Below are 26,908 nucleotides of genomic sequence, written 5' to 3'. Positions count from 1 at the left end.
GGGTGATCAGTTCCTTGTGTACTGCTGGGGCGGGTACTGCTGCGGCGGGTACGGCTGGGGCGTGGCCGCATGGGGCGGGTCCTCGCGCGGGCCGTACTGCTCGGGCAGGTGCTGCCGGGACGTGGGCTGCTCGGGCGGGTCCTGCCGCCGCTCGGACTGCTGCGGCGCGGGCTGCTGCCGGGCGGCCGGCGGGGGCGGGGTGCGGCGGGGCTGCTGCCGGCGCTGGTCCTGCAGTTGCTGCCGGACGAGTTCCAGCGAGCGGGTGACGGCGCCCACCTCGTCGTGGTGCTGCGGGAAGAGCACGGTCTTGCGGTCGCCTCCGGCCAGCGCCTCGGCCCGGTCGGCCAGGGTGCTCAGCGGCCGGGCGACGACGATGTGCATCCAGCCCAGGCAGGCGACGGCCGCGGCGGCGCCGAGCAGACCGGCGAGGACGGTGCGGTTCTGGGTGTCGTACTCGGGGATGGCGAGCCGGTCCACGGGCTGCCAGCTGACCACGCTCCAGTGCAGCGACTCGGCCGAGCCGCTGCCGGAGAACGGCGCGGCGGCGGCGATCCGCGCGCCGTGCTCGCGGTAGAGCACGCCGCTCGGCTGCGGCTTCTTGCCCAGCTGCTGGGCGCTGGCCGCGACGAGGTCCTTCAGGTGGTCGTCGGGCAGCGACTGGAAGGCGAGGAAGCCGGTGTTGCCGGCGATGATCTTGTTCTGGTCGTCCACGAGCCGGACCACGCCGAGCCCCGGCCGGGTCAGCAGCGCGTTGAAGAACTCGACGCGGAACTCGCCGACCAGCTGGGATCCGCCGCGGCCGGGTATCTCGGCGGCGGCGACGACCACGGGCTCCTTGCTGCCGCGGCCCAGCAGCCGGATGGGCTTGCCGGAGTTCCGGTCGGACTCGTTCACCTGGGGCCTCTTGCCCTCGCGGGCCTGGACCTCACCGTGGGAGTCGACGACGTACAGGGAGCGGTAGCGCTTGTTCTCGTTGTAGGTGTGCTCCAGCACCGTCTCCATGGCCTCCGGCGAGGTCTTGTCGCCGATCAGGGAGGCCACGGACTGCAGGTCGGCGTCGCCCTCGTTCAGCGCGCGGCGCACCCGGTCGCTGAGCGTGTCGGTGCGTTCGCGCTGGTCGTTGACGAGCTGCCGGGGGATGTCGGCCGTGTTGTCCGCGCGGTTGAACAGCAGCATCAGCGGCGCGGACCAGGCCAGCAGCAGCACCGCGCAGACCGCGAGGAGGGCCGGGGTGCCCACCCGGCGCAGCCCGCGCGGGCGTTCGGCCGAGCCGGTGGCCTCGGCGCTCTCACCGAGCAGCTGGCGGCGCAGCCGTTCCAGGGCACCGCCGATGCGGCGCGCCTCGCCGTAGCCGGGGACGGTCACCGGCCGGGTCAGGTCACCGCGGGTGAGCCTGCGGGACTCCAGGAACAGCCGGATGAGCGGGCGCTGGACGGTGCCCAGCAGCACCGCCACGGCCAGGGCGCCGACGACGAGCAGCGCGCCGGCCGCCAGCACCCCGAACACCGGGGAGCCCGCCGGGGCAGACTCCTCGGTCACCTTGACCATGGCGACCACGGACAGGCCGAGCCCGGAGGCGGTGGTGCCCTCGCCGGGCTGGGCCGCGGCGAGCGTGGCGTATCCGGCGACGGACCGGTCGCCGAGCAGCTTGCCGCCGAGCAGGCTGCCGCTGACGCCCTGGTAGCCGCCGCTGCCGGGTTCCTTGCTGCTGCGCGGGTCCTGCTGCGCCCGGTGGGAGGCCCGCTCGGCGAAGTCCTTCAGCTGCTTGCGGGAGGTCTGCAGGTCCTTGCGGTCGATGCTGTTGCGCGCCGACGCGGGGTCGGCGATGCCGTCGCTGCTCAGGATCGCGCCGCCCGCGTCGACCACGGCGATGGAGCGGAACTGGCCGAGGCTGATGCCGGGGAACTTCAGGTTCCTGGAGGCCACCAACAGCAGCTGCGACTTGCCCGGCCAGGTCAGCAGACCGAAGGAGAGCAGCCGCACCTCGCCGTTCTTCAGCCGGACCATGCGCGGGGCCAGTCCGTCCTCGCGGCTGAGGCTGGAGAGGTCCACGTCGGTCAGCGGCACCGTCTCACCGCGGGCCGCGACCAGCTTGCCGGAGCGGATCTCGACGACGGCGGTACCCATCCACTTCTGGTAGGTGCTGCCGAGCTTGTCGAGGACCGCGTCGCCGGAGACCGGCTGCCCGGCGCTGAACAGCGCGGCGGAGCGGGTGACGTCGGTGACGGACTCGTCGATGGAGGCGCGCAGCGCGATCGCGCCGTCCTCGGCGAAGTGCTGCTGGGACGTCAGCACCGCCTTCGGCACTCCGGCGTCGTCGACGCGGCCCAGCACCAGTGCGGTGAGGGTGGCGAGCGTCAGCAGGAGTGCCGAGAGAACCGCGATCGGCGGGCGGATGCCTCCGATCAGCGACATGTCGGCTCGGCGGCGGGCTCGGTGCTGCCGCGCCGGGGGCGATGACGCCACAGAACGGGTCCTCTCAGGAAATACGGTCCGGGCACGTGAATGTAAGACCGCGCCCGGAAAGCTCAGACATGTAAGGGACGGGTTAAGTTGCAGTAAGTAGGACGTGATCTAGGCAACATCGCGCAACCGCAGGTCAAGAACGGACATATGCACTTCCGGTTCGGAACCCGTTCGGGGCTTGTTCACGTCCTGTCCACGTCTTGCTAGGGCAGCGGGTTCAGGGGCTTCAGTCCGTCCGCGCCCGCGCCACGGTTCAGCAGGGTGCCCTCGGTGCGCTCGAAGGCGAGCCGCAGCCGGGCCTTCTGGGCGTCCGTGAGGCCGTGGTCGTCGCGCAGCGCGGCCGGCACGTCCAGCAGGCGGTAGTCCCGCACGTCGTCGCCGGAGTAGGCGGCGGTGCCGCCGTCCCGGACGTTCTCGGCGTCCGGCGGGATCGTCAGCAGCGTCGGCTCGAAGCGCGGCTGGACGTCCCACTGGCCCTTGCCGCGCTCGGTGAACGTGAACCAGGCGATCACGCCCTCCTCGGTCAGACCCGTGGGCACCTCGTGCCGGGCGATCTGGTTGCCGAGGCCGTAGCTGATCCAGGTGCCGTCGACCTTCTCCATCGGCTCCACGACGTGCGCGTGGTGGCCGATGACCAGGTTGATGCCGGTGTTCCGGGCGATCTTCCGGGCGAAGGAGATCTGTCCGGCGGACGGCTCCGGATGGTGCTCGCGGCCCCAGTGCAGGGAGAGGATCACCACGTCGGCGCCGGCCTTGCGGGCCCGCTGCTCGGCGGCCTTGATCCGGCCCAGGTCCTGCTCGTTGGCCAGCCAGGGCTTGTCCTTCGGCAGCGTGTGCGGCTCGTTGAAGCCGTAGGCGAAGGATATCTGCGCGACCTTGACGCCCTTGACGTTCATGACCAGCGGGGTGAGCGCCTCCTTCTGGGTCCGGAAGGAGCCGGTGTGCTTCAGCCCGGCGGCGTCCAGCGCGTCCAGGGTGCGCTTCACGCCCTCGTAGCCGTGGTCGAGGGTGTGGTTGGAGGCGGTGGAGCAGGTGTCGTAGCCGATGTCCTTGATCGCCTTCGCCTGCTGCGGCGGCACCTGGAAGTCCGGGAAGCCCTCGAACGGGCCCTTCGCCGGGCCCATCACCGGTTCGAAGTGGCAGATCGCCAGGTCCGCCTTGCTGATCAGCGGCTTGATGCCGGCCATCATCGGCCCGAAGTCCAGCCCGTCCACACCCTTGCCGGTGCGCTTGGCGTCCTTGCGCGCCTGGTCGACCAGCTCGGGGTGCATCAGGATGTCCCCGGCGGCGGCGACGGTGAAGGTGCGCCCGCCGCCGGGGGCACCGGCGTCGTCCGACAGGAGACCACAGCCGGAGGTGGCGGCGAGGAGAGCGAGCGGGGTCAGCAGGGACAGCAGGGTCCGGCTACGGCGTCTGTTCACCAAGATATCTTGATACAACCATGAGAGCCCATCGCTCACGCGTCATAACGATCGCAATAATTCTGCTCGTCACCGCTGGTCTCGCCGGGGGTCTCGTCGCCCTGCTCCGCGACACGGACGACGGTGCCGGCCAGGCCGGCCGGCCCGTCCCGAAGGGCGCCGAGCAGATCGACCTGGCGCGCGAGGTGGCGGACTACACCGGCCGGTTCGGCCCCGGCCGGGGCTATCTGCACCCCGGGCGGTCCGACCGGGAGGACATCGCCACGGCCGTCGGTCTGTTGCTCGACGGCCATCGCAAACAAGCGGAACAGCAGCTTTCGCAACGCGACTTCACCGTGCGCACGGTTTTCGACCGGCCCTCGGGGCATCGCTACACCGAGGTGGCCGACCGCACCGACTCCGCCGTGACACCGCGCGGCTGGGGTCGGGTCTACCTCGATCTGGACCATCACCCGAGCTGGTCGGTCCAGGTCCCGCACCCGGGCTTCGACCTGGGCACCGAGCAGCTGGGAGTACGGGTGCTGCGCGGCTCACCCGGCGGGGTCCTGATCATCGCAGGTGCACATCGCAAAGCAGGAGCCGGTAACTCCGCGGACGTGGCGCACCGCCTGGACACCGTTTTCCACGCCATCTGCGCCGAACTGGCCCGCCGCGGGATGCCCGGGATCCAGCTGCACGGCTTCGCCGCCTCCGCCGCGCCCGAGTACGACGTGATCACCTCCACCGGCGCCGGGTCGGCGGGCAGGCAGGACGGCCGCGACCTCGCCGACGACCTGCGCGGCCACGGCTTCCGGGTGTGCCGGGCCTGGGTGCGGTCCTGCCCGCTGGAGGGCCGGACCAATATGCAGGGCCGGGTGGCCGACGACGACCATGTGCCGTTCCTGCACGTCGAGTTCTCCCCCACGGTGCGCGCGGGCGGACGGCCCGCCGACCGGGCGGCCGACGCGGTCACGGAGATCACACGCCGGTGGGCGAGCAGGCCCGTGACACACTGAGCCCGCCCCGCATCCGACACAACAAGGCTGTTACCGACATGACGGACACCTCGGACAGGTCAAGCGAGCCGGACGGAACGGACGGGAGGGGCGAGCCGCTGCCCCTGCTCATCGTCGACGGTGCGAATGTCGTCGGATCGGTGCCCGACGGCTGGTGGCGCGACCGCCGCGCCGCCGCCGAGCGTCTGCGCGACCGGCTGGCGCCCTTCGCACGGTCCGGCGTGGCCGGTCTGCCCGGCCCCGTGGAGCTGGTCCTGGTGGTGGAGGGTGCCGCCCGGGGCGTGACCCCGGTGCCCGGGGTGCGCGTCGAGGAGGCCCCCGGCAGTGGTGACGACCGCATCGTGGACCTCGCGGCGGCGGCCGGCGGGCGCCCCTGCCTGGTCGTCACCGCCGACCGTGCGCTGCGCCGCCGGGTCCGGGAACACGGCGCCGAGGTCACCGGCCCCCGCACGGTCCTGAGCTGAGCGCCCCGCCCCTGCCCGCACCGTCCCGGGCTGAGCGCCCCGCTCCTTCCCCGCACCGTCAGCGCCCCCGCCCCTCCCCGGCACCGTCAGCGCCCCGCCCGGCCCGGCCCCGCCCCGCCCCGGCCCCGGCACCGGCACCGGCACCGGCACCGGCCCGAGCGCTTCCCGCCCCCGTGCGGTTCACTCCCCCGGCACCCGGGTGTACAGGACCGCCCCGTCCACGGTGCCCGCCTCCTCGTAGCGCGCGGCCAGCAGCCGGCGCAGGGCCGGGACCCGGTCGGGGGCGTACGGCTCGCCCCGGGAGTCGTCGACCACCAGGGCCGGGGCCTGGGCGTCCAGCTCCCGCCGGAAGACCGGCCAGGCACCCGCCACGGCGTACTTCTCGCCGACCTCGGACCCGTCCCGGCCGCCGCTGTAGTTGGTGAGCAGGCCGGCGGTGAGGTAGCGGGTGGCGGGGGTGCGGCCGGCCAGCCAGTACGTCTCCGGGTGCATGCCCCAGACCAGGACGCGGTCGGCGGCGGCGGTGCGCTGTTCGAGGACGGCCGCGAGCCGCTGGGCATGGGCGAGTTCGGGGCGCGGGGCGCACAGGCCCCAGGCGAGGAAGAGGGCGCAGACACCGGCGGAGGTGCGCAGGGCGGCCAGGCTCCGTTCCGGCGGCAGTACGTGCAGGGCGGAGGTGGCCACCAGGACGAGGGGCGGGGTGAGTTGCAGGTAGTAGTGGCCGAAGAAGTGGAGGCCGGCGGTCACCGCGGCCGCCGAGGAGGCCAGCCACAGCCACAGGTCCAGCGCCGCGGTACGGACGGTCCGCAGGGCCCGTGCGACCGGCGGGAGCAGACCGGCCGAGGCCGTCGCCAGGAGCGCGGTGTTGGCCAGGGCGCGCGCGAGGACGTGGAACTCGGAGCCGGCGAAGGAGGCGTAGGCGACGGAACCGGTCACCGTCCAGAACAGGAACCGGGCCGGGTCCGTCAGCAGCGCGGCTCCCAGCACCGGCAGCGCGCAGCCGGCCGCGAGCCGCAGCGCGCCCGCGCGCGGGGCACCCCCGCGGTGCAGCAGCCAGGCCACCGGCAGCAGCACCGCGCCCCCGGTCTGCTTGGTGAGGAACGCGGCGGCGACGGCGGCCCCGGCCGCGCCCCAGCGCCCGCGGTCGGCGCACCACAGGGCGGCGGCCGTGCCGGGCAGTATGAAGATCTCGAAGCCGACGGCCTGCGCGTCCTCGGGGTTGAGCCCGACCGAGACCAGCAGGTACAGCACCCCGGCGGTGCGGCCCGCACCGTCGCCCCAGCGGCGCCGGGCGAGCGAGGCCACCGTCGCGGCGGTGAGCAGCTGGGCGAGGACCGCCAGCACCCGCAGCGGGGTCAGGGAGCCGGACCCGCACACCGCGAACGCCGCCTCGTACAGCCAGGGCACGAGCGGCGGCTTGCGGTCGACGACGGTGTCGTACAGCTGCCCGCCCTGGGCCAGCAGCCGCGCCTGTACGGCGAGGTAGCCCTCGTCCGGGTTCCACAGGGGCCGGCGGAAGGACGGCAGCCGGGTGACACAGGCCAGCGCCGCGAGGAGCGGTACGAGCCGCGTCCAGTACGCCGTCCGGGTGACGGTCCTCGTGCCTGCGGTCCGTCGGGGGACGAGCGGGGCGGCGAGCATGGGCAGCACGCTATCCGGCCCCGCCGTCCCGGCCGAAGCGGGACATACGGGGCCGGAAAGGCGAGGGAAGCGGTTACGGAGTGGTCTGCTCGGCGGCCTTCTCCCGCAGGGCCAGCCGGCTGTGGGTGCGGCCGTAGAGGAAGTAGACGACGAAGCCGATGACCATCCAGACCGCGAACCGGATCCAGGTCTCGGCGGGCAGGTTGAGCATCAGCCACAACGTGGCGCACACGGACACGATCGGGACGAACGGGACCCAGGGGGTGCGGAAGGCGCGCGGCAGGTCCGGGCGGGTCCGGCGCAGGATGATCACGCTGATCGCGACGACGACGAACGCGAAGAGGGTGCCGATGTTCACCAGTTCGGCCAGCTCGCTCAGGCTGGTGAAACCGGCGACGACCGCGATGACCACACCGAGCAGGATGGTGGGCCGGTGCGGGGTCTTGAAGCGCGGGTGGACCCGGGAGAAGAACCGGGGCAGCAGCCCGTCGCGGCTCATCGCGAAGAACACCCTGGTCTGGCCGAGCAGCAGGATCATGCACACCGTGGTCAGGCCGACGGCGGCGCCGAAGCTGATGACACCGGCGTACCAGGGATGTCCGACGGCCTTGAAGGCGTCGGCGAGCGGGGCCTCCACGGACAGGTGGGAGTACTTCTCCATGCCGGTGACGACGATGGACACGGCCACGTACAGCACGGTGCAGATGAGCAGCGAACCGAGGATGCCGCGCGGCATGTCCCGCTGCGGGTTGCGGGTCTCCTCGGCGGCCGTGGCCACGATGTCGAAGCCGATGAACGCGAAGAACACCACCGAGGCGGCCGTGAAGATGCCCATCACGCCGAAGTTGGCGGGCGCCCAGCCGAACATCAGCTGGATGAGCGGCGCCTTGAGGTTGCCGCCGGCCGGCACCGGCTGCGGGTGCGGGATGAACGGCGTGTAGTTGGCGCCCTTGATGAAGAAGGCGCCGGCGATGATCACGATGAGTACCACGGCCACCTTGATGGCGACGACGATCGAGGTGATCCGGGCCGACAGCTTCATGCCGAGGACGAGGATGCCGGTGAGCACCAGCACCAGGGCGGCGGCGAGGATGTCGAAGCCGAAGCCGGAGGCGTTGTCCCGGCCGGCCAGGTAGCCGGGCAGATGCCAGCCGGCGTTGTCCAGCAGCGAGCGGATGTAGCCGGCCCAGCCGACCGCCACCACCGCCGTGCCGAGCGCGAACTCCAGGACCAGGTCCCAGCCGATGATCCAGGCGGGCAGCTCGCCCAGGGAGGAGTAGCTGAACGTGTACGCCGAGCCGGCCACGGGGACCGTGGAGGCGAACTCGGCGTAGCAGAGGGCGGCGAGCGCGCACACCACGCCGGCCACCACGAAGGCCAGGGACACCGCCGGACCGGCGTTGTTCTTGGCGACCTGCCCGGTGAGGACGAAGATGCCGGTGCCGATGATGACACCGACGCCGAAGACGGTCAGGTCGAGCGCGGAGAGGGACTTCTTGAGCGAATGCTCGGGTTCCTCGGTGTCCCGGATGGACTGCTCGACGTTCTTCGTCCTGAACAGCGCGCTGCTCACGTTCTGCCTCCCACGCTTGGGGACCTCGCCGGGGCCCGACATGATCGAGAGGGTCGGGGTGCGTATGCCCCGGCACAGGCAGGTTCACGCAAACGGGCCGGTTCCGCCACCGCAAGGAGTGGCGGAACCGGCCCGTGGGGCGCGTTTCGGGTCAGTCGCGGGCGGGCTCCACCGAGTCCACCCCGGCGGGCGTACGGTCGAACCGGCCGTCCAGCTTGGCGACCAGGCCGGTGACCTGGCGGGCGATGTCCGGGGCGGTCAGGCCGATCTCGGCGAGGACCTCGCCGCGGGAGGCGTGGTCCAGGAAGCGCGGCGGGATGCCGAAGTCACGCAGCGGCACGTCCACGCCCGCGTCGCGCAGGGCCTGGGCGACGGCGGAGCCGACACCGCCGGCGCGGCTGTTGTCCTCGACGGTGACGACGACCCGGTGCCGCTCGGCCAGCGGGGCCATGGCCTCGTCCACGGGCTTGACCCAACGCGGGTCGACGACGGTGGTGGAGATGCCCTGCTTGTCGAGCAGGCCGGCGATCTCCAGGCACATCGGCGCGAGGGCGCCCACGGAGACCAGCAGCACGTCCGGCCGGTCGGTGCCGGGCTCGCGCAGCACGTCCATCCCGCCGACGCGTCCGACGGCGGGGACGGCGGGACCGACGGCGCCCTTGGAGAAGCGGACGACGGTCGGCGCGTCCGTCACCTCGACGGCCTCCCGCAGCTGCGCCCGCACCTGCTCGGCGTCGCGCGGCGCGGCGAGCCTCAGGCCCGGCACGACCTGCAGGATCGACATGTCCCACATGCCGTTGTGCGAGGCGCCGTCGGTGCCGGTGACACCGGCCCGGTCGAGCACGAAGGTCACCCCGCACCGGTGCAGGGCCACGTCCATCAGGACCTGGTCGAAGGCGCGGTTGAGGAAGGTGGCGTACACGGCGAAGACGGGGTGCACCCCGCCGTGCGCGAGGCCGGCGGCCGACACGGCGGCGTGCTGCTCGGCGATGCCGACGTCGTACACCCGGTCGGGGAACCGCTTGGCGAACCGGTCCAGGCCGACGGGCTGGAGCATGGCCGCGGTGATGGCGACGATGTCCTCCCGCTCCTCGCCCAGCCTGACCATCTCGTCGCCGAACACGGAGGTCCAGTCGGCGCCGGAGCTGGCGATCGGCAGACCGGTGTCCGGGTGGATCTTGCCGACGGCGTGGAAGCGGTCGGCCTCGTCCTGCAGGGCCGGCTGGTAGCCGCGCCCCTTCTCGGTGAGGCAGTGCACGATGACCGGACCGCCGAACCGCTTGGCCCGCGCCAGCGCGGACTCCAGGGCCTCGATGTCGTGCCCGTCGATCGGGCCGACGTACTTCAGGCCCAGGTCCTCGAACATGCCCTGCGGGGCGATGAAGTCCTTCAGGCCCTTCTTGGCGCCGTGCAGCGTCTCGTACAGCGGCTTGCCGACGACCGGGGTGCGGTCGAGGATCTCCTTGGTCCGGGCGAGGAAGCGCTCGTAGCCGTCGGTCGTGCGCAGGGTCGCCAGGTGGTTGGCGAGACCTCCGATGGTCGGGGCGTAGGAGCGCTCGTTGTCGTTGACGACGATGACGAGCGGGCGGTCCTTGGCCTCGGCGATGTTGTTCAGCGCCTCCCAGGCCATACCGCCGGTCAGCGCGCCGTCACCGATGACGGCGACGACATGGCTGTCCCGCTTCTTCAGCTGGTTGGCCTTGGCGATGCCGTCGGCCCAGCCCAGCACGGTCGACGCGTGGCTGTTCTCGATGACGTCGTGCTCGGACTCGGCCTGCGAGGGGTAGCCGGACAGGCCGCCCTTCATCTTCAGCCGGGAGAAGTCCTGCCGGCCGGTGAGCAGCTTGTGCACATAGGACTGGTGGCCGGTGTCCCACAGGACCTTGTCCTTCGGGGACTCGAAGACACGGTGCAGGGCGATGGTCAGTTCCACCACACCGAGGTTGGGGCCCAGGTGCCCGCCGGTCTTGGAGACCTCCTGGACGAGGAAGGTCCGGATCTCCTCTGCCAGCTGGTCCAGCTCCTCCAGGCTGAGCCGGTCCAGATCGCGCGGTCCCCTGATGCGGGTCAGCAGCGGCACCCGTGCCTCCTTGCAGTAGAGCTGATCGAGCTTTCGCCGGGCTCGCCCGAGTCTAATGTTCATGCTTTGCACGACACGACAGCGCCCGGCCCCTTTCGGGCACCGGGCGCTGCCGTACGGCTGGGGGCGCTACGCGCGACCAGCGGTCTTCTGGGTCTTGCGGGTCACCGCGTCGATGACGACTGTGGCGAGCAGAACACCACCGGTGATCATGTACTGCACCGGCGAGGCGATGCCCTGCAGGGCGAGGCCGTACTGGATCGAGACGATGACCAGTACGCCGAGGAGCGCGTTCCACGTGCGGCCTCGGCCGCCGAAGAGGGACGTACCGCCGATCACGGCCGCCGCGATCGCGTTCATCAGCAGGTCGCCGCCGCCGGCGCCCTGGTTGGCGGACGCGATCTTGGAGGCGATGAACAGACCGCCGATCGCCGCGAAGGTACCGGAGATGGCGAACACCGAGATGCGGATCATGTCGACGTTGATACCGGCACGGCGGGAGGCCTCGACGCTGCCGCCGAGCGCGAAGATCTTGCGGCCGTACCCGGTGCGCCGCAGCACGAAGTCGGTGATGAACAGCACGGCGATGAAGACCACCACGGCCAGCGGCAGGCCCTTGTACTGGTTGAAGACGACCGCGGCGGCGAAGGCGACGATCCCCAGCAGGGCGGTGCGCAGGATGGTCTCGCTCAGCGGGCGGGACGGCACGCCGGCGGCCTCCCGGCGCTTGTTGCCGAGGTAGGAGCTGACGAAGAACAGCACCGTCACCGCGGCGGCCAGGCCGTAGGCGGCGGCCACGTCGGAGAAGTAGTAGCTGGTCAGCTTGGCTACCAGGCCGTTGTCGTTCAGGTTGATCGTGCCGTTGTCGCCCAGGATCTTGAGCATGAGGCCGTTCCAGAACAGCAGACCGGCCAGCGTGACCGCGAAGGCGGGTACGCCGATCTTCGCGAAGAAGAAGCCCTGCAGCGCGCCCGCGACCGTTCCGGTGAGGATGGACAGCACGAGGGCCAGGACCTCGTTCATGCCGTGGGTGATGTTGAGCACCGCGAAGGTGGCACCCGCGACGCCGGAGAGCGAACCGACGGACAGGTCGATCTCGCCGAGCAGCAGGACGAACACGATACCGACGGCGATCATGCCCGTGCCGACCATGGCGACGGAGATGTCGGAGAGGTTGCCCGCGGTGAGGAAGTTGGAGTTCAGGCTCTGGAAGATGATCCAGATGACCGCCAGACCGATGACGACCGGGAGGGAGCCGAGGTCACCGGCCTTCATCTTCCGCTTGAACTCGGTGACGTAGCCCGCGAGGCCCTGTTCGCGCACCAGCAGGCGGGGGTCGACCGCGACGTCGGAGCCGCGTGCCGCCTCGGGGTTCTCCACCACGTGGTCCTCGGGGGGCGTGGAGGTCTTGTCGATGCTCACTTCTTGATCTCCCCATTGGAGCGCGCCGCACGACGGGTCACGGCGTTGTCCGTGGCGCCGGTGATGGCGGAGATGATCTCTTCCTGCGAGGTCGACTTGACCTCGAAGACGCCGTTGTTGCGACCCAGACGCAGGACGGCCACCTTGTCGGCGACGGCCTTCACATCGGCCATGTTGTGGCTGATGAGGATCACGGCGTGACCACGCTCCCGCAGCCGTTCCACCAGGTCGAGGACCTGCGCGGTCTGCTCGACACCGAGGGCGGCGGTGGGCTCGTCGAGGATGACCAGCTTGGGCTCACCGAGCATGGAGCGGGCGATGGCCACGGTCTGGCGCTGACCGCCGGAGAGCGAGGCGATCGGGATGCGGACGCTCGGGATGCGGATCGACAGCGTGGTGAGCAGCTCGCGGGAGCGGCGCTCCATCTCCACCTCGTCCAGCACCCCACGGCGGCGGATCTCCCGGCCGAGGTAGAGGTTGCCGACGACGTCGATGTTGTCGCAGAGCGCGAGGTCCTGGTACACCGTCGCGATGCCCAGGTTCTGGGCGTCGTGCGGCTTGTTGACCTGGACGGCCTTGCCTTCCCATTCGATGACGCCCTCATCGATGGGGTGCACGCCGGCGATCGTCTTGACCAGCGTGGACTTTCCGGCGCCGTTGTCGCCGACCAGGGCGACCACCTCACCGGCGTGGACCTCAAGCTCTACGTCGGTGAGCGCCTGAACGGCACCGAACCGCTTGGAGACCCCGCGCAACGCCAGCACGGGCGTAGCGGACACGTGAACCATCTCCTTCGCCGCCTGACCCGGCGGGAGGTTGTGCAGAAGTTTGGGGGGTGTTCCGTCCGGCGTCCCGCAACGAGCTTGCGGGGCTGTCTGATACACGGGACGCCGGCGGAGCTGTGGAGGCCTTTTCCCGCTGAGGGAATTCAAGAGTGGATTCCCTCGGGTGGAAAGGCACTGCGGCTGCTTACTTCAGGCCGATCTTGTCGCAGGCCGCCTTGTACTGCGAGGTGCAGATGTCGGCGACCGTGTAGACGCCGTCCTTGATGACGGTGTCCTTGATGTTGTCCTTGGTCAGCGCGGTGACCGGCACCAGGACCGAGGGGACCTGCTTGGTGGTCGGGCTGTCGACCTTGTCCTTGGCGACGGCGTCGAGGGACTTGCCCTGGGCGAGGTCCACGGCCATCTCGGCGGCGGCGGCGGCCTCGGGAGCGTACGGCTTGTAGACGCTCATGTACTGCTCACCGGCGACGATGCGCTGGACACCCGCGAGCTCCGCGTCCTGGCCGGTGACCGGGATGTTCGAGATACCGGCGGCCTTGAGGGCGGTGATGATACCGCCGGCCATGCCGTCGTTGGCGGAGTAGACGCCGATGATGTTCTTCTTGCCCAGAGCGGAGATGGCGCCGTCCATGTTGGAGTTGGCGTTCTCCGGCTTCCACTCCTTGGTGTCGTACTCCTTGCCGACGTTCACCTTGCCGTCGAGCACCTTGTGGGCACCCGCCTTGAACTGCGCGGCGTTCGGGTCGGTGGAGGAACCGTTCATCATGACGATCTTGCCGGACTTGGCCTTGGAGCCCAGGGCCTTCAGCAGGGCCTCGCCCTGGGTCTTGCCGACCGTCTCGTTGTCGAACGAGGTGTACGCGTCGATCGGGCCCTGCGCCAGGCGGTCGTAGGCGACGACCGGGATGCCGGCGTCCTTGGCCTTCTGCACCGAGTTCTTGATGGCCGCGGCGTCCACCGCGTCGACGATCAGCACGTCCACCTTGTTGGTGACCATGCTGTCGACCTGCTGGTTCTGCGTGGTCGCGTCCTGCTTGGCGTTGGCGTAGACGACCTCGCCCTTGCCGTTGGTGAGCTCCTTGACCTTCTTCTCGATCAAGGGGCGGTCGAACTTCTCGTAACGGGCGGTCTGGTTCTCCGGCAGGAGCAGGCCGACCTTGATGGCGTCGCCCTTCTTGGGGCTGGAGGACTTGGAGCCCCCACCGGACTCCTTGGCGCTGCCACAAGCGGCGAGCGAGACGGCCATGGCACCAGCAGCAACGGCGAAGGCCGCACGACGCATACGCGTGTTCACTTCTAGAAACCTCCCTGACGAGGCCGCGTCGTTGCGGCCGAGGTGGCTGGAAGTCAACTCGGCCACACGTGCGACGTCAAGAAGTAAATCCTTAACGAGATGGCAACGGTGCCATCCGTTCTCTAAGTGAAGGCGGGGGCCACTGCGGGCAGCGCACCGGACGCAGACCCGTCCAAAAGCGTCGAATCGCCCATCTCGCTGAGGGCGAGGGCGAGCGCTCCGAGCACCTCGGCACGACCCCCAAGTGCTCCCGGGAGAACGGACAGTTGACGCGCCGCACTGGGGATGGCGTAGCGGCCGACGGACTCCCTGATCGGCCCGAGCACCAGCTCACCGGCCTCGGCGAGATCACCGCCCAGGACCACCCGGCTCGGGTTCAGAAGATTGCAGAGGTTGGCCACTCCACTGCCGATGTGGCGGCCGACGTCGGCGATCACCCGACGGCAGCCCGGGTCACCGTCCCTGGCCAGCCGCACGACACCCTCCATCGTCAGATCGGGGCCGTGACTGGGCTGGAGCAGCGGGAGCACATAGCGCGCGGCCGCGAAGGTCTCCAGGCAGCCGCGGTTCCCGCAACGGCAGACCGGGCCGGATTCGTCGAGTGTAATATGTCCGATTTCCCCGGCTGTGCCACCCGGGCCTCGATAGATCTTCCCGTCGATCACCAGACCGGCGCCGACGCCGCTGGCGACCTTGATGTACGCGAGGTCCCGGACGCCCTTCCCGCTGCCCCAGACCAGCTCGCCGAGGGCACCGAGGTTGGCGTCGTTGTCCACGTGCACGGGCACGCCGAGCCGCTCGCGCAGCTCCTCGGCGGGCTTGGTGCCGCCCCAGCCGGGCAGGATCGCGGTGGACCCCAGCGTCCCCGACTCCACGTCGATCGGTCCCGGCACGCCAAGGCCCACGCCGGCCACCTTGGACCGGTTCACGCCCGTTGCCGCGATCAGGCGGTTGACCAGTTCCTCCGCCCGGTCGAAGCCCTGCGCGGCGGAGGCGTCGACGTCCAGCGGCTCGGCCTCCTCGGCCAGCACCTGGTGGGCGAGGTTGCCGATCGCGACGCGCAGATGGGTGTGCCCGAAGTCGACGCCGATCACGATCCCGGCGTCTCCGCTGAGGCTGACGCTGCGGGCCCGGCGCCCGCCCGCCGATGTGGGCGTGACCTCGACGGTCCCGCCGTCCTTCAGCTCCCGCACGATGTTGGAGACCGTCGCGGCGGACAGGCCGGTCGTCCGCGCGATCTCCGCCTGCGTGAGGGACCCGGCCAGGCGCACGGCCCGTACAACCCGCTCCAGGTTGGCTCGGTGCAGCGACGACTGCGACCCTGGAGTCTCCACGACGACCTCCTGAGCGCGGGGCCGCTTCGGCGAGGCCCCGCGTATGTCCAACTAGTGAACTCTAAGCTGAGCCGTTCGGGGTTGCTTACGTCAAGAGGTTGAACCGTTTCCGGGTACCCCGAAAACGGTACGTACACCGTCGAAAACGGCACGCACGCCACCCCCGGCGAGGGGGACGGCGTGCGTACGGACGGACGCGGGGCGTCACCCCGCCGGGTGCGCGGCGCTATTTCAGCGCCCCTGCGGTCAGGCCCTGGACGACCTGGCGCTGGAAGACGATGTAGGCCCCGAGGACCGGCAGCATGGCCATCACCAGGCCGGCGAAGAGGCCGGACCAGTCCCCCTTGTACCCCTGGCTGACGGCCAGCTGGACCAGGCCCTGGGTGAGGACCCGTTTGTCGGGGTCGGTGTTCAGGACCGTGGGCAGCATGTACTGGTTCCACTGGCCCAGGAAGTTGAAGATGCCGACGCTGATCAGGCCGGGCTTGGCCATGGGCAGCATGATCTGGAAGAACGTACGGGTGTGCGAAGCGCCGTCCACGAAGGCCGCCTCCGCGACCGAGGTGGGCAGGGTGCGGAAGAAGGCCGTGAGGAAGAAGACCGTGAACGGCAGCGAGTACGCGATGTAGACCAGGATCAGGCCGTGGATGGTGTTCAGCAGTCCCATGTTGTTCACGACGTAGAACAGCGGCACCAGCGCGAGCATGATCGGGAAGCTCATGCCTCCGATGAACAGGTAGTAGATGAAGCGGTTGCCCGGGAAGTCGAAGCGGGCGAGGACGTAGGCCGCCATGGAGCCGAGGACCAGGGTGCCGATGAGCGAGCCCCCGACCACCAGGACGGTGTTGAGGAAGTAGTCGCTCATGTTGGCCTGGGTCCAGGCCCGCGACCAGTTGTCGAAGTGCAGCGTGTGCGGCAGCGACCAGGGCGAGCCGAAGATCGAGCTGTCGTCCTTGAAGGACGTCATCACCGCCCACAGCAACGGCGTGACCACCATGATCGCCCAGATGACCAGCACGCCGTGGGAGAAGACGTTGAGGACACCGCCCTCCTTCTTCGGCCGGGCGGGCCTCGGGGCCGGTGTCTCGGCCTTGGAGACGGTGGCGCCGGACTCGGCCGGCAGCGGGGCGGGGGTCTCGGTCGTCTTCATCGCTTCAGAACTCCAGCCGCTCGCGACGGCCCAGCCGCATCACGATCGCCGCGAAGGCGAGCGTGACCAGGAGGAGGGCGACGCCGATGGTGGTGGCGTAGGCGGCCTGACCGTCCCGGAACGCCTTCTGATACACGTACAGGACCATCACCGTGGTCGAGTAGTCGGGCCCGCCCGGTCCGGTCGTCATGATCTGTACGACCGCGAACGACTCGGCACCGAGCGCGAGGATGCCCATGTAGACCCAGCCGGACTGCACGGTGTCCCACAGCAGCGGCAGGGTGATGCGGAAGAAGGTGCTGAAGCGGCTGGCGCCGTCGAGCAGCGCCGCCTCGTACAGCTCGGCCGGGATGGAGGCCATGCCCGCCGAGAACAGCACCACGAAGAAGCCGACCGTGGACCACACCAGGACCGCCATGACGCACCACAGCGCGAGGCTCGGGTCGCCCAGCCACAGGGGCTGGACGTGGTCGAGGCCGATACCCCGCAGGACCGAGTTGATCGCACCGCTGTCCGGGTTGTAGGCGAAGGCGAACAGCAGCGAGACGATCGCGATGGACAGGACCTGCGGGAAGAAATAGACGATCTTGTAGAAGGAGGAGCCCCGGACCCCGGAGATCACGGGGCCGCCCCTTCTGCGGCGTCCGCCGACATTGATCATGAAGGCGAAGAACAGCGCCAGACCGATCGTCACCAGCGGGAGCACCAGGGCGAACAGCAGACTGTGCTGCAACGACTTCCAGAAGACGTCGTCGTCGAGCATCCTCTTGTAGTTGTCGAGGCCGACCATCTTGAAATCGGGGCTCAGGCCGGTCCAGTCCGTGAACGAGTAGTAGATGGACTGGATGAACGGCCACACCACGAAGAGCGCGTACAGTCCCAGGGGCAGAACCAGAAACCCCACGATGAACCGGTACTTGCCGTGCTGCATCGCCACTCCGGTGCGTTGAGAGGGTGCTGGTTACTGGTGCTTGTAGTGCTTGATGGAGGTGTCCTTGGCCGCCTCGTCGGCGAATCCCTGGATCTTCTTGATGGTCTCGGCGGGGGTGAGCCGGCCGGCCATCATCTCGCCGAGCCCGGCGACACCGATCTTCTCCTTCTGCAGCTGCACGTACCAGTCCTGCAGCCGCGGATTCACCACGTTGGATCCGGCCAGCTTGAGCGCCGCCACACCCGACTTCAGGCCCGGGGTGAGGGTGATGCCGGTGGTGCCGCCGTTGTACGCGGTCAGCGACTTCACCTTGGCGGTGAAGTTCTTCGAGGACGCCTCGGAGAGCATGATGCGCAGCTGCTCCATGCCGCCCTCGGCGTTCGCGGCCTTGGCCGGCACGATGAAGGGCTCGCCGCCGGAGGCCCAGATGGTGCCGAACGGCATCTTGTCGGAGGAGTCGATGCCGGTGGGCGCGGACACCGCGAGGTCGAAGTCGGCCGGGATGACGTTGGCCGACTCGTTCTCCACCCAGGAGCCGTTCGGGATGAACAGGGCCTTGCCCTTGGCCCAGGCGGTCTGCGACTGGATGTGGTCCAGGCCGGGGGTGCCCCGGAGGATGTAGCCCTTCTTGTACAGCTCGTAGTACGCCTCGAAGCAGGCCTTGACGGCCGGGTGCTTCCAGGCGTTCGGCTCCAGGTTGTCGATGGCGTCGAGCACCTCGCGCCCGCCGACCTTGCCGATCATCGGGTAGAGCGAGAAGGGGACGTAGTACGGGTACTTGCCCGCGTACGTCCAGCCCGCAATGCCCTTCTTCTTGGCCTTCTCGCAGACCTTGAGCATCTCGTCCCAGGTCTCGGGGTACTTCTCGTCGAGCGAGTCCAGGGCCTTCTGCGAGTACCAGACGCCGTACACCGTGTAGGCGTAGTAGAGGATCCAGACCGGCTTGCCGTCGAACTGGCCCATCTCCACGATGCCGGGGCGCAGCGTGTCGCGGACCTTCTTGCCCGGGTCGTCGTACGACGGGGCGTCCAGCAGCGGGGTCAGGTCGGCCAGCTGGTTCTTGCCGACGAGCACGCCCATGTCCATCTGCTCGGCGCCGGAGTTGTCGATGAGGTCCGGCGGGTTGCCCTGGTTGAAGCGCGGCTGCAGGGTCGACTGGATCTTCTGGGTGGCGGAGAACTTCACCGTGGCCTTGGGGAAGTCCTTCTCGTAGATCTTCACCGCGTCCTGGGCGTATTCCTTGCCGAAGCCGCCGTCGAAGAGAACGAACTCCATCTTGGCGGTGTCGTTGACGCCGAGCGGGTTCTTGGCGGTCTTCTTCCCCGCCTTGTCCTTCTTCTGGCCGCCTCCGCCGCTGCTCGCACAGGCGGACAGCAGGCCCATGCCCGGGGCCGCGACCAGGCCGAGCGCGGCGGACCGCTTGATCAGATCGCGACGGCCGACGCCTTCGGCACCGTGGTTCGAGGTGGATCCCATGCTCAAGTCCTCGCCTTCTCCAGGACTCAGGCGGTGAACCGGATCCTCCCCGGCACCGCGGTCGGGTAGTGCTGGGTCGTGCAGAGTCGTGCTGGGTCATGCAGAGTCGTGCAGGATCGTGCGGGAAACGCCGACAGGTATAGTCCACTTTCGGTCGGCTGAGCAAGATCGAATGCAGGGTTCGCCCTGGGTCTTTTCCGAGTTGAGACCTCGCGGAAATATGAGCGGCCCGTGTGCGGCCAGGCGGAAAAAGTGGCGACATAAGTCCCTGAATGCCACACCCAACACCCTTGACATCACGGGCCACTTGACGCCCTACTGGTTCCTGCGCCCCGAAGTTGACAACGTTGTCTGTAGGGGGTGCAGGAGGGGAATCCGTAGATGCAGCGGAGAACTCGGCACAGATGGGGCCCGGCGGTCGTCCTCACGGCCGCCTTTGTCATGGCCGTCGGCGCTCAGGGCGCGGCGGTCGCCCTGCCCGCCAAGGCTCGGGTCGCCGACCGGGAGTTCGCATCCTCGTTCGAGACGGGCGATCCCGCGCCGGACTGGCTGAACACCGTGGACACCGGGCCGGACGGCACCAAGCGCGCCTCCGGCGTGGACGGTGGCTACAGCACCGGGATCCCGGGCAACGTCACCGACCATGTCACCGACGTCCGGGCGAGCGGCGAGAACTCGGGGGCCGGCGAGGTGAAGGAGAACCTGGTCGACGGCGAGCCCGGCACCAAGTGGCTGACCTTCGAACCCACCGGCTGGGTCGAGTTCGACCTGGACAAGCCGGTCAGGCTGCTGACGTACGCGCTCACCTCGGCCAACGACTACGCCCAGCGCGACCCGAAGGACTGGACGCTGCTCGGCTCGGCCGACGGCAAGGCCTGGAAGACGGTCGACACCCGCTCGGGCCAGGCCTTCTCCGAGCGGTTCCAGACCAGGTCGTACGACCTGGACCAGCCGGCCGAGTACCAGCACTTCCGGCTGGAGGTCACGAAGAACAACGGCGCCCCGGACATCCTGCAGCTCGCCGACGTCCAGTTCTCCACCGGCGGCGGGGGCGGCCCGGTACCCCAGGACATGCTCACCCTGGTCGACAAGGGCCCGACCGGCTCGCCGACGGCCAAGGCGCGGGCCGGGTTCACCGGAAAGAGGGCCCTGCGCTACGCCGGACGGCACACGGCGGCCGGCCGGGCCTACTCGTTCAACAAGGTCTTCGACGTGAACGTGAAGGTCGCCGGCGACACCCGGCTGTCGTACCGCATCTTCCCGTCGATGGCCGATGGCGACCGGGACTACGACGCCACCGACGTCTCCCTCGACCTGGCCTTCACGGACGGCACCTATCTGAGTGACCTGGGCGCGCTGGACCAGCACGGGTTCCCGCTCTCGCCGCGCGGACAGGGCACGTCGAAGTCGCTGTACGTCAACCAGTGGAACAACGTGGTCTCGGGGATCGGCTCGGTGGCGGCCGGGAAGACGGTCGACCGGATCCTGGTGGCGTACGACTCCCCCGACGGCCCGGCGAAGTTCCGGGGCTGGATCGACGACGTGGCTATCAAGCCCGTGGCACCCGAGAAGCCCAGGGCACATCTGTCGGACTACGCGCTGACCACGCGCGGCACCAACTCCAGCGGCAGCTTCTCGCGCGGCAACAACTTCCCGGCGACGGCCCTGCCGCATGGCTTCAACTTCTGGACGCCGGTGACCAACGCGTCCTCGCTGAGCTGGCTGTACGAGTACGCACGTGCGAACAACGATGACAACCTGCCGACGATACAGGCGTTCAGCGCGAGCCATGAGCCGAGCCCGTGGATGGGTGACCGGCAGACCTTCCAGGTGATGCCGTCGGCCGCCGCCGGCACCCCGGACACCGGCCGGACGGCGCGTGAGCTGCCGTTCCGGCACGAGAACGAGACGGCCCGGCCGTACTACTACGGGGTGCGTTTCGAAAACGGTCTCAGGGCCGAGATGACCCCGACCGACCATGCGGCGGTGCTGCGCTTCACCTACCCCGGCGACGACGCGAGCGTCCTGTTCGACAACGTCACCGAGCAGGCGGGGCTGACCCTGGACAAGGGGCACGGGATCGTCACCGGTTACTCGGACGTGAAGTCGGGCCTGTCCACCGGGGCCACCCGGCTGTTCGTGTACGGCACCTTCGACAAGCCGGTCACCGCCGGCGGATCGAGCGGGGTGAAGGGCTATCTCCGCTTCGCCGCGGGCGCGGACCGCACCGTCACCCTGCGCCTGGCGACCTCGCTGATCAGCGTCGACCAGGCGAAGGAGAACCTGCGCCAGGAGATCCCGGACGGCACCTCCTTCGACACGGTGAAGGCGCGGGCGCAGCGCGCCTGGGACACGCTGCTCGGCAAGGTCGAGGTGGAGGGCGCGACCCCGGACCAGCTGACCACGCTGTACTCCAGCATGTACCGGCTGTACCTGTACCCGAACTCCGGCTTCGAGAAGGTCGCGGACACCTACCGGTACGCCTCGCCCTTCTCCCCGATGCAGAGCCAGGACACCCCGACCCGCACCGGCGCGAAGATCGTCGACGGCAAGGTGTACGTCAACAACGGCTTCTGGGACACCTACCGCACCACCTGGCCGGCGTACTCGTTCCTGACCCCCTCCCAGGCGGGCGAGATGGTCGACGGGTTCGTGCAGCAGTACAAGGACGGCGGCTGGACCTCGCGCTGGTCCTCCCCCGGGTACGCCGACCTGATGACCGGCACCTCCTCGGACGTGGCCTTCGCCGACGCGTATGTGAAGGGCGTGCAGTTCGACGCGAAGGCGGCCTACGACGCGGCCCTGAAGAACGCGACCGTCGTCCCGCCGACGTCGGGCGTGGGCCGCAAGGGCATGAGCACCTCGCCGTTCCTCGGCTACACCAGCACCGCGACCGGCGAGGGACTGTCCTGGGCGATGGAGGGCTATGTCAACGACTACGGCATCGCGAAGATGGGCGAGGCCCTGTACCGGAAGACGGGCGAGAAGCACTACGCGGAGGAGTCGGCGTACTTCCTCAACCGCGCCCGGGACTACGTGAACCTGTTCGACTCCAGGGCGGGCTTCTTCCAGGGCCGCGACGCCAAGGGCGACTGGCGGCTGGCCTCCTCGGCGTACGACCCGCGGGTGTGGGGCTACGACTACACGGAGACCAACGGCTGGGGCTACGCCTTCACCGCTCCGCAGGACAGCCGGGGCCTGGCCAACCTGTACGGCGGCCGGCAGGGCCTGGCGGACAAGCTGGACGAGTACTTCGCGACACCGGAGACGGCCTCGCCGGACTACGTCGGCTCCTACGGCGGTGTCATCCACGAGATGACCGAGGCCCGGGACGTCCGGATGGGCATGTACGGCCACTCCAACCAGGTCGCGCACCACGTCATCTACATGTACGACGCGGCCGGCGAGCCCTGGAAGGCGCAGGCGTACGTCCGTGAGGCGCTGTCCCGGCTGTACACGGGCAGCGAGATCGGGCAGGGCTACCACGGCGACGAGGACAACGGCGAGCAGTCGGGCTGGTACCTCTTCTCCGCGCTCGGCTTCTACCCGCTGGTGATGGGCAGCGGCGAGTACTCCATCGGCTCCCCGCTGTTCAAGAAGGTCACCGTCCATCTGGAGAACGGCCGCGACCTGGTCGTCAAGGCAGCGGGGAACAGCGCGAAGAACGTCTACGTCCAGGGCGTGACCTTCGACGGCCGTCCGTGGACGTCCACGTCGCTCCCGCACTCGCTGCTGTCCAAGGGCGGAGAGCTGGAGTTCTTCATGGGCGCCAAGCCCTCGACGTGGGGCACGGGCAAGAACGCCGCCCCGGTCTCGATCACCCAGGACGACAAGGTGCCGGCTCCCCGGGCGGACGTCCTCAGGGGCGACGGGCCGCTCTTCGACGACACGTCGGCGACGGAGGCGACGGTCACCTCGGTGAACCTGCCGGTGGGCAAAGCCGTCCAGCCCGTCCAGTACACCCTGACGTCGTCGGCCGACCACACCAGGGCGCCGACCGGCTGGACCCTCCAGGGCTCCACGGACGGCACCACCTGGCGGACCCTGGACCACCGCTCGGGCGAACGGTTCGCCTGGGACCGTCAGACCCGGGCGTTCACCGTCGCCACGCCGGGCAGGTACCCGAAGTACCGGCTCGTCCTGGACCGCGCGGCGACGCTGGCGGAGGTGGAGCTGCTGGCCTGACGGGCGCCTGGCACACGGAAGTGAGCGGCCGTCCCCGGGGGGACGGCCGCTCTCGTGCCTCAGCTCGTGGCGAGGGTGAACACGTGCAGGTCAGCGTTGTCCGGGAGCCGGACGCTGCGGACGGCCCTGCCGTCGGGGGCGGTGAACGGCCTGGTGGCGAAGACGTAGGTGGCCACCGGGTCCTGGTCGGCGCCCGCGACGTTGCGGTACGGGGTCCTGGCGACGACCCGGTTGTCGTACTGGACGGTGCCGCCCCCGCCGCCGACGGTCCAGTCGGTGAAGGACAGGTCGACGGTGCCGGTGGTGCCGTCGGTGTAGGTGACGGTCGCCTTGGCCTGCTGGTTGCCGTTGACCGCGCTGCCGATGAAGGACAGCGTGGCCGCGGGCGTGGGGAGCTGTACGGTCTGGCCGGCTCCCGTGGCGTTGTCCGGGCGGCCGTCGGGCGAGGAGGGCCAGGTGAAGGCGAGGCCCTCGACCGTGCCCTGCCCGCCGGGCGTCAGGCCGGCCGCCGCGAGGGCCTGGCGGGAGTAGCTCCAGCCGCCGCCGTCGTAGTCCGCCTCGTCGTGGTCGCCGGTGTCGTCGGAGACCGCGGTGTTGTCGTAGGCGGCGAGCAGGGTGCCGGGGGCGGCCACGGTCAGCGACACCGGTTGCCGGTAGGAGGTGTCGCCCGAGGTCACCGTCACCGTGGCGGTGGCGAAGCCCTGCGCGGCGTCCTTCGCGGCCGTCAGGGTGATCTCCTGGGCGCCGTCGGTGACCGTGCCCTCGGCGGGGGTGGCCGTGACGCCGGCCGGGGTGTCCACCCGGAAGCGCACCTCGGGGCCGGTGCCGCCGGTCAGCGACAGGGCGCGCACGACGGTCCTGGTGCTCTCGCCGGGGGCGACGGTGGCGGCGGTGGGACCGACGCCGATCTGGTAGGGCTGCTCGCCCTCGCGGAAGGACGGTGGCGGACTGTCCGCGCCCCAGGTGGGGTCGGGGGTGGCGGACAGGGTGTAGTCGAGCCGGCCGCCGTCGCGGACGAAGGACGCCGGCAGCCAGGGGCGGTCGCTGTCACGGCCGTCGACCTTCAGGGACCGGATGTACGGTGCGCCGGCCGCCGCACCGGTCGCGCGCACGGAGATGTCGTTGCCCTGTGGACGGCTGATCTCGACGCGCGGGAACAGCGGTGAGGCGAGGACCAGTTCGGCGCGGGAGGGCACCTGCGGGTACATGCCGAGGGCCGAGAAGACGTACCAGGACGACATCGCGCCGAGGTCGTCGTTGCCGGGGATCCCGCCGGGCCCGGTCGACCACAGCCGCCGCATGGCGGCGCGTACGGTCTCCTGCGTCTTGTACGGGGCGCCCGCGTAGTCGTACAGGTAGGGGACGTTGATCGACGGCTCGTTGTCCAGCTCGGACCTGGTGCCGCCGTGGCCGGTGAAGGCCCAGCCGCCGTCGTCGTCGTGGAAGAAGCCGTCGAGCCGGGCGAGCGCCTTGTCCCGGCCGCCCAGCGCGGCGAACAGGCCCGCCGGGTCGTGCGGGACCATCCAGGTGTACTGGGCCGCCGTGCCCTCCACGAAGCCGTTGCCGGTGCCGGGCGTGAAGCCGGTGACCCAGCTGCCGTCGGCCTTGCGGTCGGCGATGTAGCCGCCGCCGGGATCGGCCGCGATGTCGAAGTTGTTCTGCCACCACTGGGCGCGGCGGGCGAAGGCGGCCCGGGTGTCCTGTTCGCCCGCCGCCGCGGCGAGCTGGGAGAGGGAGAAGTCGGCCGTGGACATCTCCAGGGTCTCGGCGGCGCCGCCCCAGGCGTTGGAGACGCTCGGCATGTAGTGCAGCCTGAGGTACTTGTCCAGGGAGGGCCGCTGGCCAGCGGACAGCACCGGCTTGCCCGCCGGGGACAGGTCCTGCTCGGTCGGCACGGTGGCCGCCTGGACCAGCGAGTCCAGCGCGCCGTGCAGGTCGAAGTCTGTGCCGCCGAAGGCGCGGATGCCGGCCAGCGCGGTCGGTGAGGGGTCGCCGTTCATGACGTGGGTTCCGCTCGCGCCGTGCAGCCAGCGGTCCCAGGTGCCGCCGTTCTGCCGGGCCAGCTCGTACAGCGACTGGGCGATGTCGGAGCCCGTGCGCGGATCGAGCAGGGTGAGCAGCTGCAGCTGGTCGCGGTAGACGTCCCAGCCGGAGAAGGTGCCGTACTGGGCGCGGTGGCCGTGGCCCACCCGGTGCACCTCGGCGTCGCTGCCCCGGTAGCGGCCGTCGGCGTCGCTGATGACGTTCGGGTGCAGCAGCGCGTGGTACAGCGCGGTGTAGAAGGTGGTGCGGTCGGCGTCCGTGCCGCCGCCGACGCGGACGGCGCCGAGCCGCTCGCGCCAGGCCCGGCGGGCCGCGCTCTCGACCGCGTCGAAGGAGCGGCCGGGCGGGTTCTCGGCGGCGAGGTTGGCCTCGGCCGCCGCCCGGCTGACGTAGGAGATGCCGACCTTGACGTTCACCGGACCGGTGCCGGGCGCGAACTCGACATAGCCGCCGGCGCCCTTGCCCGCGACGGGCCGCCCGCCGTGCGAGAAGCCGCCGGTGCCGCCGGAGGCCGTCAGTGAGCCGGGGTCCAGCCGGTCGTCCTGCCAGGTGCCAGTGCCCGTGAAGGCGCGGTCGAAGCGGGCGGTGAAGTAGAGGGTGTAGTAGGCGCGCCGGCCTTCCGGATCCAGATAGCCGCAGAAGTTTCCGGAGGTGACGGACCCGGAGATGGTCCGGCTGTCCGGGTCGATCGTGACGGACGAGTCCTGCGAGCCGACCTCGGAGCGGGCGGTGCGCACCAGCAGCGAGGCGGGCTTGCCGGACGGGAAGGTGAAGCGGGCCGAGCCGGTGCGTGCGGTGGCGGTGAGGTCGGCGGTGACGCCGGAGGCCAGGCCCACCTTGTAGTGACCGGGTTCGGCGGTCTCGTCGGCGTGGGTGAAGTCGGAGGCGTAGACGGCGTCCTCGGTGTCGCTCGCCGGTGAGGAGGTCACCTGGCCGGCGTACGGGAAGAAGGGGATGTCGCCGCTGCCGCCCGCGCAGCCGGTGCCGGACATGTGGGTGAGGCTGAAGCCACGGACGCGGGTGGCGTCGTACTGGTAGCCGCCGGGAGCGGCGGTCCTGGTGGCGTCGCCCCTGGTGTTCTCGGGGCTCCAGGAGAGCATGCCGAAGGGGACGACGGCGCCCGGGAAGACGTCACCGCCGTTGCTGGTGCCGATCAGCGGATCGACGTACGAGGTGGGGTCCTTGACGAGACCGGGGGATACGACGGTCGCCGCGAGGGCGGGTGTGGCGGTGACGCCGCCGGTCGCGAGCAGCGCGGCGAGCAGCAGGGACAAGGGTCTGAAACGCACGCGGCCCTTCCTCCTTCATGGACGGGTCGCGCACCACAGGTCGCACAAGCCGCAGGGACAGTAACGTGCGCCAGCGGTACCACGGAAGACCGCGTACACGCCGTGGGCGCGCGCCGGGGTCACCCGGTCGGGCTACCCCAAGTGGGTTGACATCGTTGTCGGTTCAGGCGGTAGAGTCATGTACAGACCATTCGACAACGTTGTCGCACACCTCACGACACACAAGCCAGCACCACCCGGGCGGGACACCGACCCCCCTCACCCGCCCGGCTCGCGGACCCGGTGCGCATGGCCACCGGGTCCGCCCGAGCATCTCCGCCGGACACATCCGGGCGATGCGGGCGTGACGCGTGTTGCTC

At 70.1% G+C, this 26,908-nt stretch carries 16 protein-coding genes; 3 read left to right on the top strand and 13 right to left on the bottom strand.

Annotation, left to right across the window (positions count from 1 at the left end; genetic code table 11):
• Positions 1 to 6: 6 nt before the first annotated feature.
• Together IO33_RS0126080 and IO33_RS0126075 are read right to left on the bottom strand one after the other, a co-directional pair.
• Entirely contained in the window at positions 7 to 2,415 is a 2,409-nt protein-coding gene (locus IO33_RS0126080; protein ID WP_063765785.1) for a HAMP domain-containing protein, read from the bottom strand.
• Between the two features lie 254 nt (positions 2,416 to 2,669).
• A complete protein-coding gene (locus IO33_RS0126075) occupies positions 2,670 to 3,887 on the bottom strand; it encodes a CapA family protein (protein WP_245235892.1) in 1,218 nt (405 codons plus the stop codon).
• Between the two features lie 20 nt (positions 3,888 to 3,907).
• Here IO33_RS0126075 and IO33_RS0126070 point away from each other — a divergent pair, with 20 nt between their 5' ends.
• Positions 3,908 to 4,882, top strand: coding sequence for a hypothetical protein (locus IO33_RS0126070; RefSeq protein WP_037685969.1), 975 nt, complete (start codon positions 3,908 to 3,910; stop codon positions 4,880 to 4,882).
• Between the two features lie 38 nt (positions 4,883 to 4,920).
• Positions 4,921 to 5,346, top strand: a complete 426-nt coding sequence (locus tag IO33_RS0126065) for a PIN domain-containing protein (protein ID WP_078963899.1) — start codon at positions 4,921 to 4,923, stop codon at positions 5,344 to 5,346.
• A 180-nt stretch (positions 5,347 to 5,526) separates the two neighbouring features.
• Here IO33_RS0126065 and IO33_RS0126060 read toward each other — a convergent pair whose 3' ends face one another.
• The 10 genes from IO33_RS0126060 to ngcE all read right to left on the bottom strand — a co-directional run bounded on the left by IO33_RS0126060 (position 5,527) and on the right by ngcE (position 19,032).
• Entirely contained in the window at positions 5,527 to 6,987 is a 1,461-nt protein-coding gene (locus IO33_RS0126060; RefSeq protein ID WP_031169202.1) for an ArnT family glycosyltransferase, read from the bottom strand.
• Positions 6,988 to 7,060: 73 nt separating this feature from the next.
• A complete protein-coding gene (locus IO33_RS0126055) occupies positions 7,061 to 8,560 on the bottom strand; it encodes an amino acid permease (protein ID WP_031169200.1) in 1,500 nt (499 codons plus the stop codon).
• Positions 8,561 to 8,711: 151 nt separating this feature from the next.
• Positions 8,712 to 10,640 carry a 1-deoxy-D-xylulose-5-phosphate synthase gene (gene dxs / locus IO33_RS0126050; protein ID WP_031169198.1) on the bottom strand — a complete coding sequence of 643 codons (1,929 nt, stop codon included), beginning with the start codon at positions 10,638 to 10,640 and terminating at the stop codon, positions 8,712 to 8,714.
• A 129-nt stretch (positions 10,641 to 10,769) separates the two neighbouring features.
• Positions 10,770 to 12,062 carry a sugar ABC transporter permease gene (locus IO33_RS0126045; protein WP_031169196.1) on the bottom strand — a complete coding sequence of 431 codons (1,293 nt, stop codon included), beginning with the start codon at positions 12,060 to 12,062 and terminating at the stop codon, positions 10,770 to 10,772.
• A complete protein-coding gene (locus IO33_RS0126040) occupies positions 12,059 to 12,850 on the bottom strand; it encodes an ATP-binding cassette domain-containing protein (RefSeq protein WP_031169194.1) in 792 nt (263 codons plus the stop codon). The genes IO33_RS0126045 and IO33_RS0126040 overlap by 4 nt, the downstream gene beginning before the upstream one ends.
• Before the next feature lie 181 nt (positions 12,851 to 13,031).
• The gene (locus tag IO33_RS0126035) at positions 13,032 to 14,129 is read right to left on the bottom strand and encodes a sugar ABC transporter substrate-binding protein (RefSeq protein ID WP_031169193.1); all 1,098 of its coding nucleotides are present in this window, start codon (positions 14,127 to 14,129) and stop codon (positions 13,032 to 13,034) included.
• A 134-nt stretch (positions 14,130 to 14,263) separates the two neighbouring features.
• Positions 14,264 to 15,475 (bottom strand): ROK family transcriptional regulator, encoded by a 1,212-nt coding sequence (locus IO33_RS0126030; RefSeq protein ID WP_031169191.1) that lies wholly within the window; start codon positions 15,473 to 15,475, stop codon positions 14,264 to 14,266.
• Positions 15,476 to 15,701: 226 nt separating this feature from the next.
• Positions 15,702 to 16,625, bottom strand: a complete 924-nt coding sequence (locus tag IO33_RS0126025) for a carbohydrate ABC transporter permease (RefSeq protein WP_031169189.1) — start codon at positions 16,623 to 16,625, stop codon at positions 15,702 to 15,704.
• A 4-nt stretch (positions 16,626 to 16,629) separates the two neighbouring features.
• Complete coding sequence (locus tag IO33_RS0126020; protein WP_031169187.1) at positions 16,630 to 17,556, bottom strand: carbohydrate ABC transporter permease; 927 nt, start codon at positions 17,554 to 17,556, stop codon at positions 16,630 to 16,632.
• A 30-nt stretch (positions 17,557 to 17,586) separates the two neighbouring features.
• Complete coding sequence (ngcE, locus tag IO33_RS0126015) at positions 17,587 to 19,032, bottom strand: N-acetylglucosamine/diacetylchitobiose ABC transporter substrate-binding protein (RefSeq protein ID WP_031169185.1); 1,446 nt, start codon at positions 19,030 to 19,032, stop codon at positions 17,587 to 17,589.
• 381 nt (positions 19,033 to 19,413) lie between these two features.
• Between ngcE and IO33_RS0126010 the strand changes: the two genes are divergently transcribed.
• Positions 19,414 to 23,217, top strand: coding sequence for a GH92 family glycosyl hydrolase (locus IO33_RS0126010; protein WP_245235891.1), 3,804 nt, complete (start codon positions 19,414 to 19,416; stop codon positions 23,215 to 23,217).
• 59 nt (positions 23,218 to 23,276) lie between these two features.
• Here IO33_RS0126010 and IO33_RS0126005 read toward each other — a convergent pair whose 3' ends face one another.
• Entirely contained in the window at positions 23,277 to 26,549 is a 3,273-nt protein-coding gene (locus tag IO33_RS0126005) for a GH92 family glycosyl hydrolase (protein WP_031169182.1), read from the bottom strand.
• Positions 26,550 to 26,908 lie beyond the last annotated feature (359 nt).

The sequence above is a fragment of the Streptomyces durhamensis genome (assembly GCF_000725475.1).
GTDB lineage: Bacteria > Actinomycetota > Actinomycetes > Streptomycetales > Streptomycetaceae > Streptomyces > Streptomyces filipinensis.
Note: the sequence above shows the minus strand (reverse complement) of the source record. Positions and strands in the feature narration are given on the sequence as shown.

Excerpts from the sequence above, each read along its gene's own strand:
- IO33_RS0126080 (WP_063765785.1), bottom strand. The coding sequence starts at position 2,415 with ATGTCGCTGATCGGAGGCATCCGCCCGCCGATCGCGGTTCTCTCGGCA.
- IO33_RS0126070 (WP_037685969.1), top strand. The coding sequence starts at position 3,908 with ATGAGAGCCCATCGCTCACGCGTCATAACGATCGCAATAATTCTGCTC.
- IO33_RS0126065 (WP_078963899.1), top strand. The coding sequence starts at position 4,921 with ATGACGGACACCTCGGACAGGTCAAGCGAGCCGGACGGAACGGACGGG.
- IO33_RS0126060 (WP_031169202.1), bottom strand. The coding sequence starts at position 6,987 with ATGCTCGCCGCCCCGCTCGTCCCCCGACGGACCGCAGGCACGAGGACC.
- IO33_RS0126040 (WP_031169194.1), bottom strand. The coding sequence starts at position 12,850 with ATGGTTCACGTGTCCGCTACGCCCGTGCTGGCGTTGCGCGGGGTCTCC.
- IO33_RS0126035 (WP_031169193.1), bottom strand. The coding sequence starts at position 14,129 with ATGCGTCGTGCGGCCTTCGCCGTTGCTGCTGGTGCCATGGCCGTCTCG.
- IO33_RS0126025 (WP_031169189.1), bottom strand. The coding sequence starts at position 16,625 with ATGAAGACGACCGAGACCCCCGCCCCGCTGCCGGCCGAGTCCGGCGCC.
- IO33_RS0126020 (WP_031169187.1), bottom strand. The coding sequence starts at position 17,556 with ATGCAGCACGGCAAGTACCGGTTCATCGTGGGGTTTCTGGTTCTGCCC.
- ngcE (WP_031169185.1), bottom strand. The coding sequence starts at position 19,032 with ATGGGATCCACCTCGAACCACGGTGCCGAAGGCGTCGGCCGTCGCGAT.
- IO33_RS0126010 (WP_245235891.1), top strand. The coding sequence starts at position 19,414 with ATGCAGCGGAGAACTCGGCACAGATGGGGCCCGGCGGTCGTCCTCACG.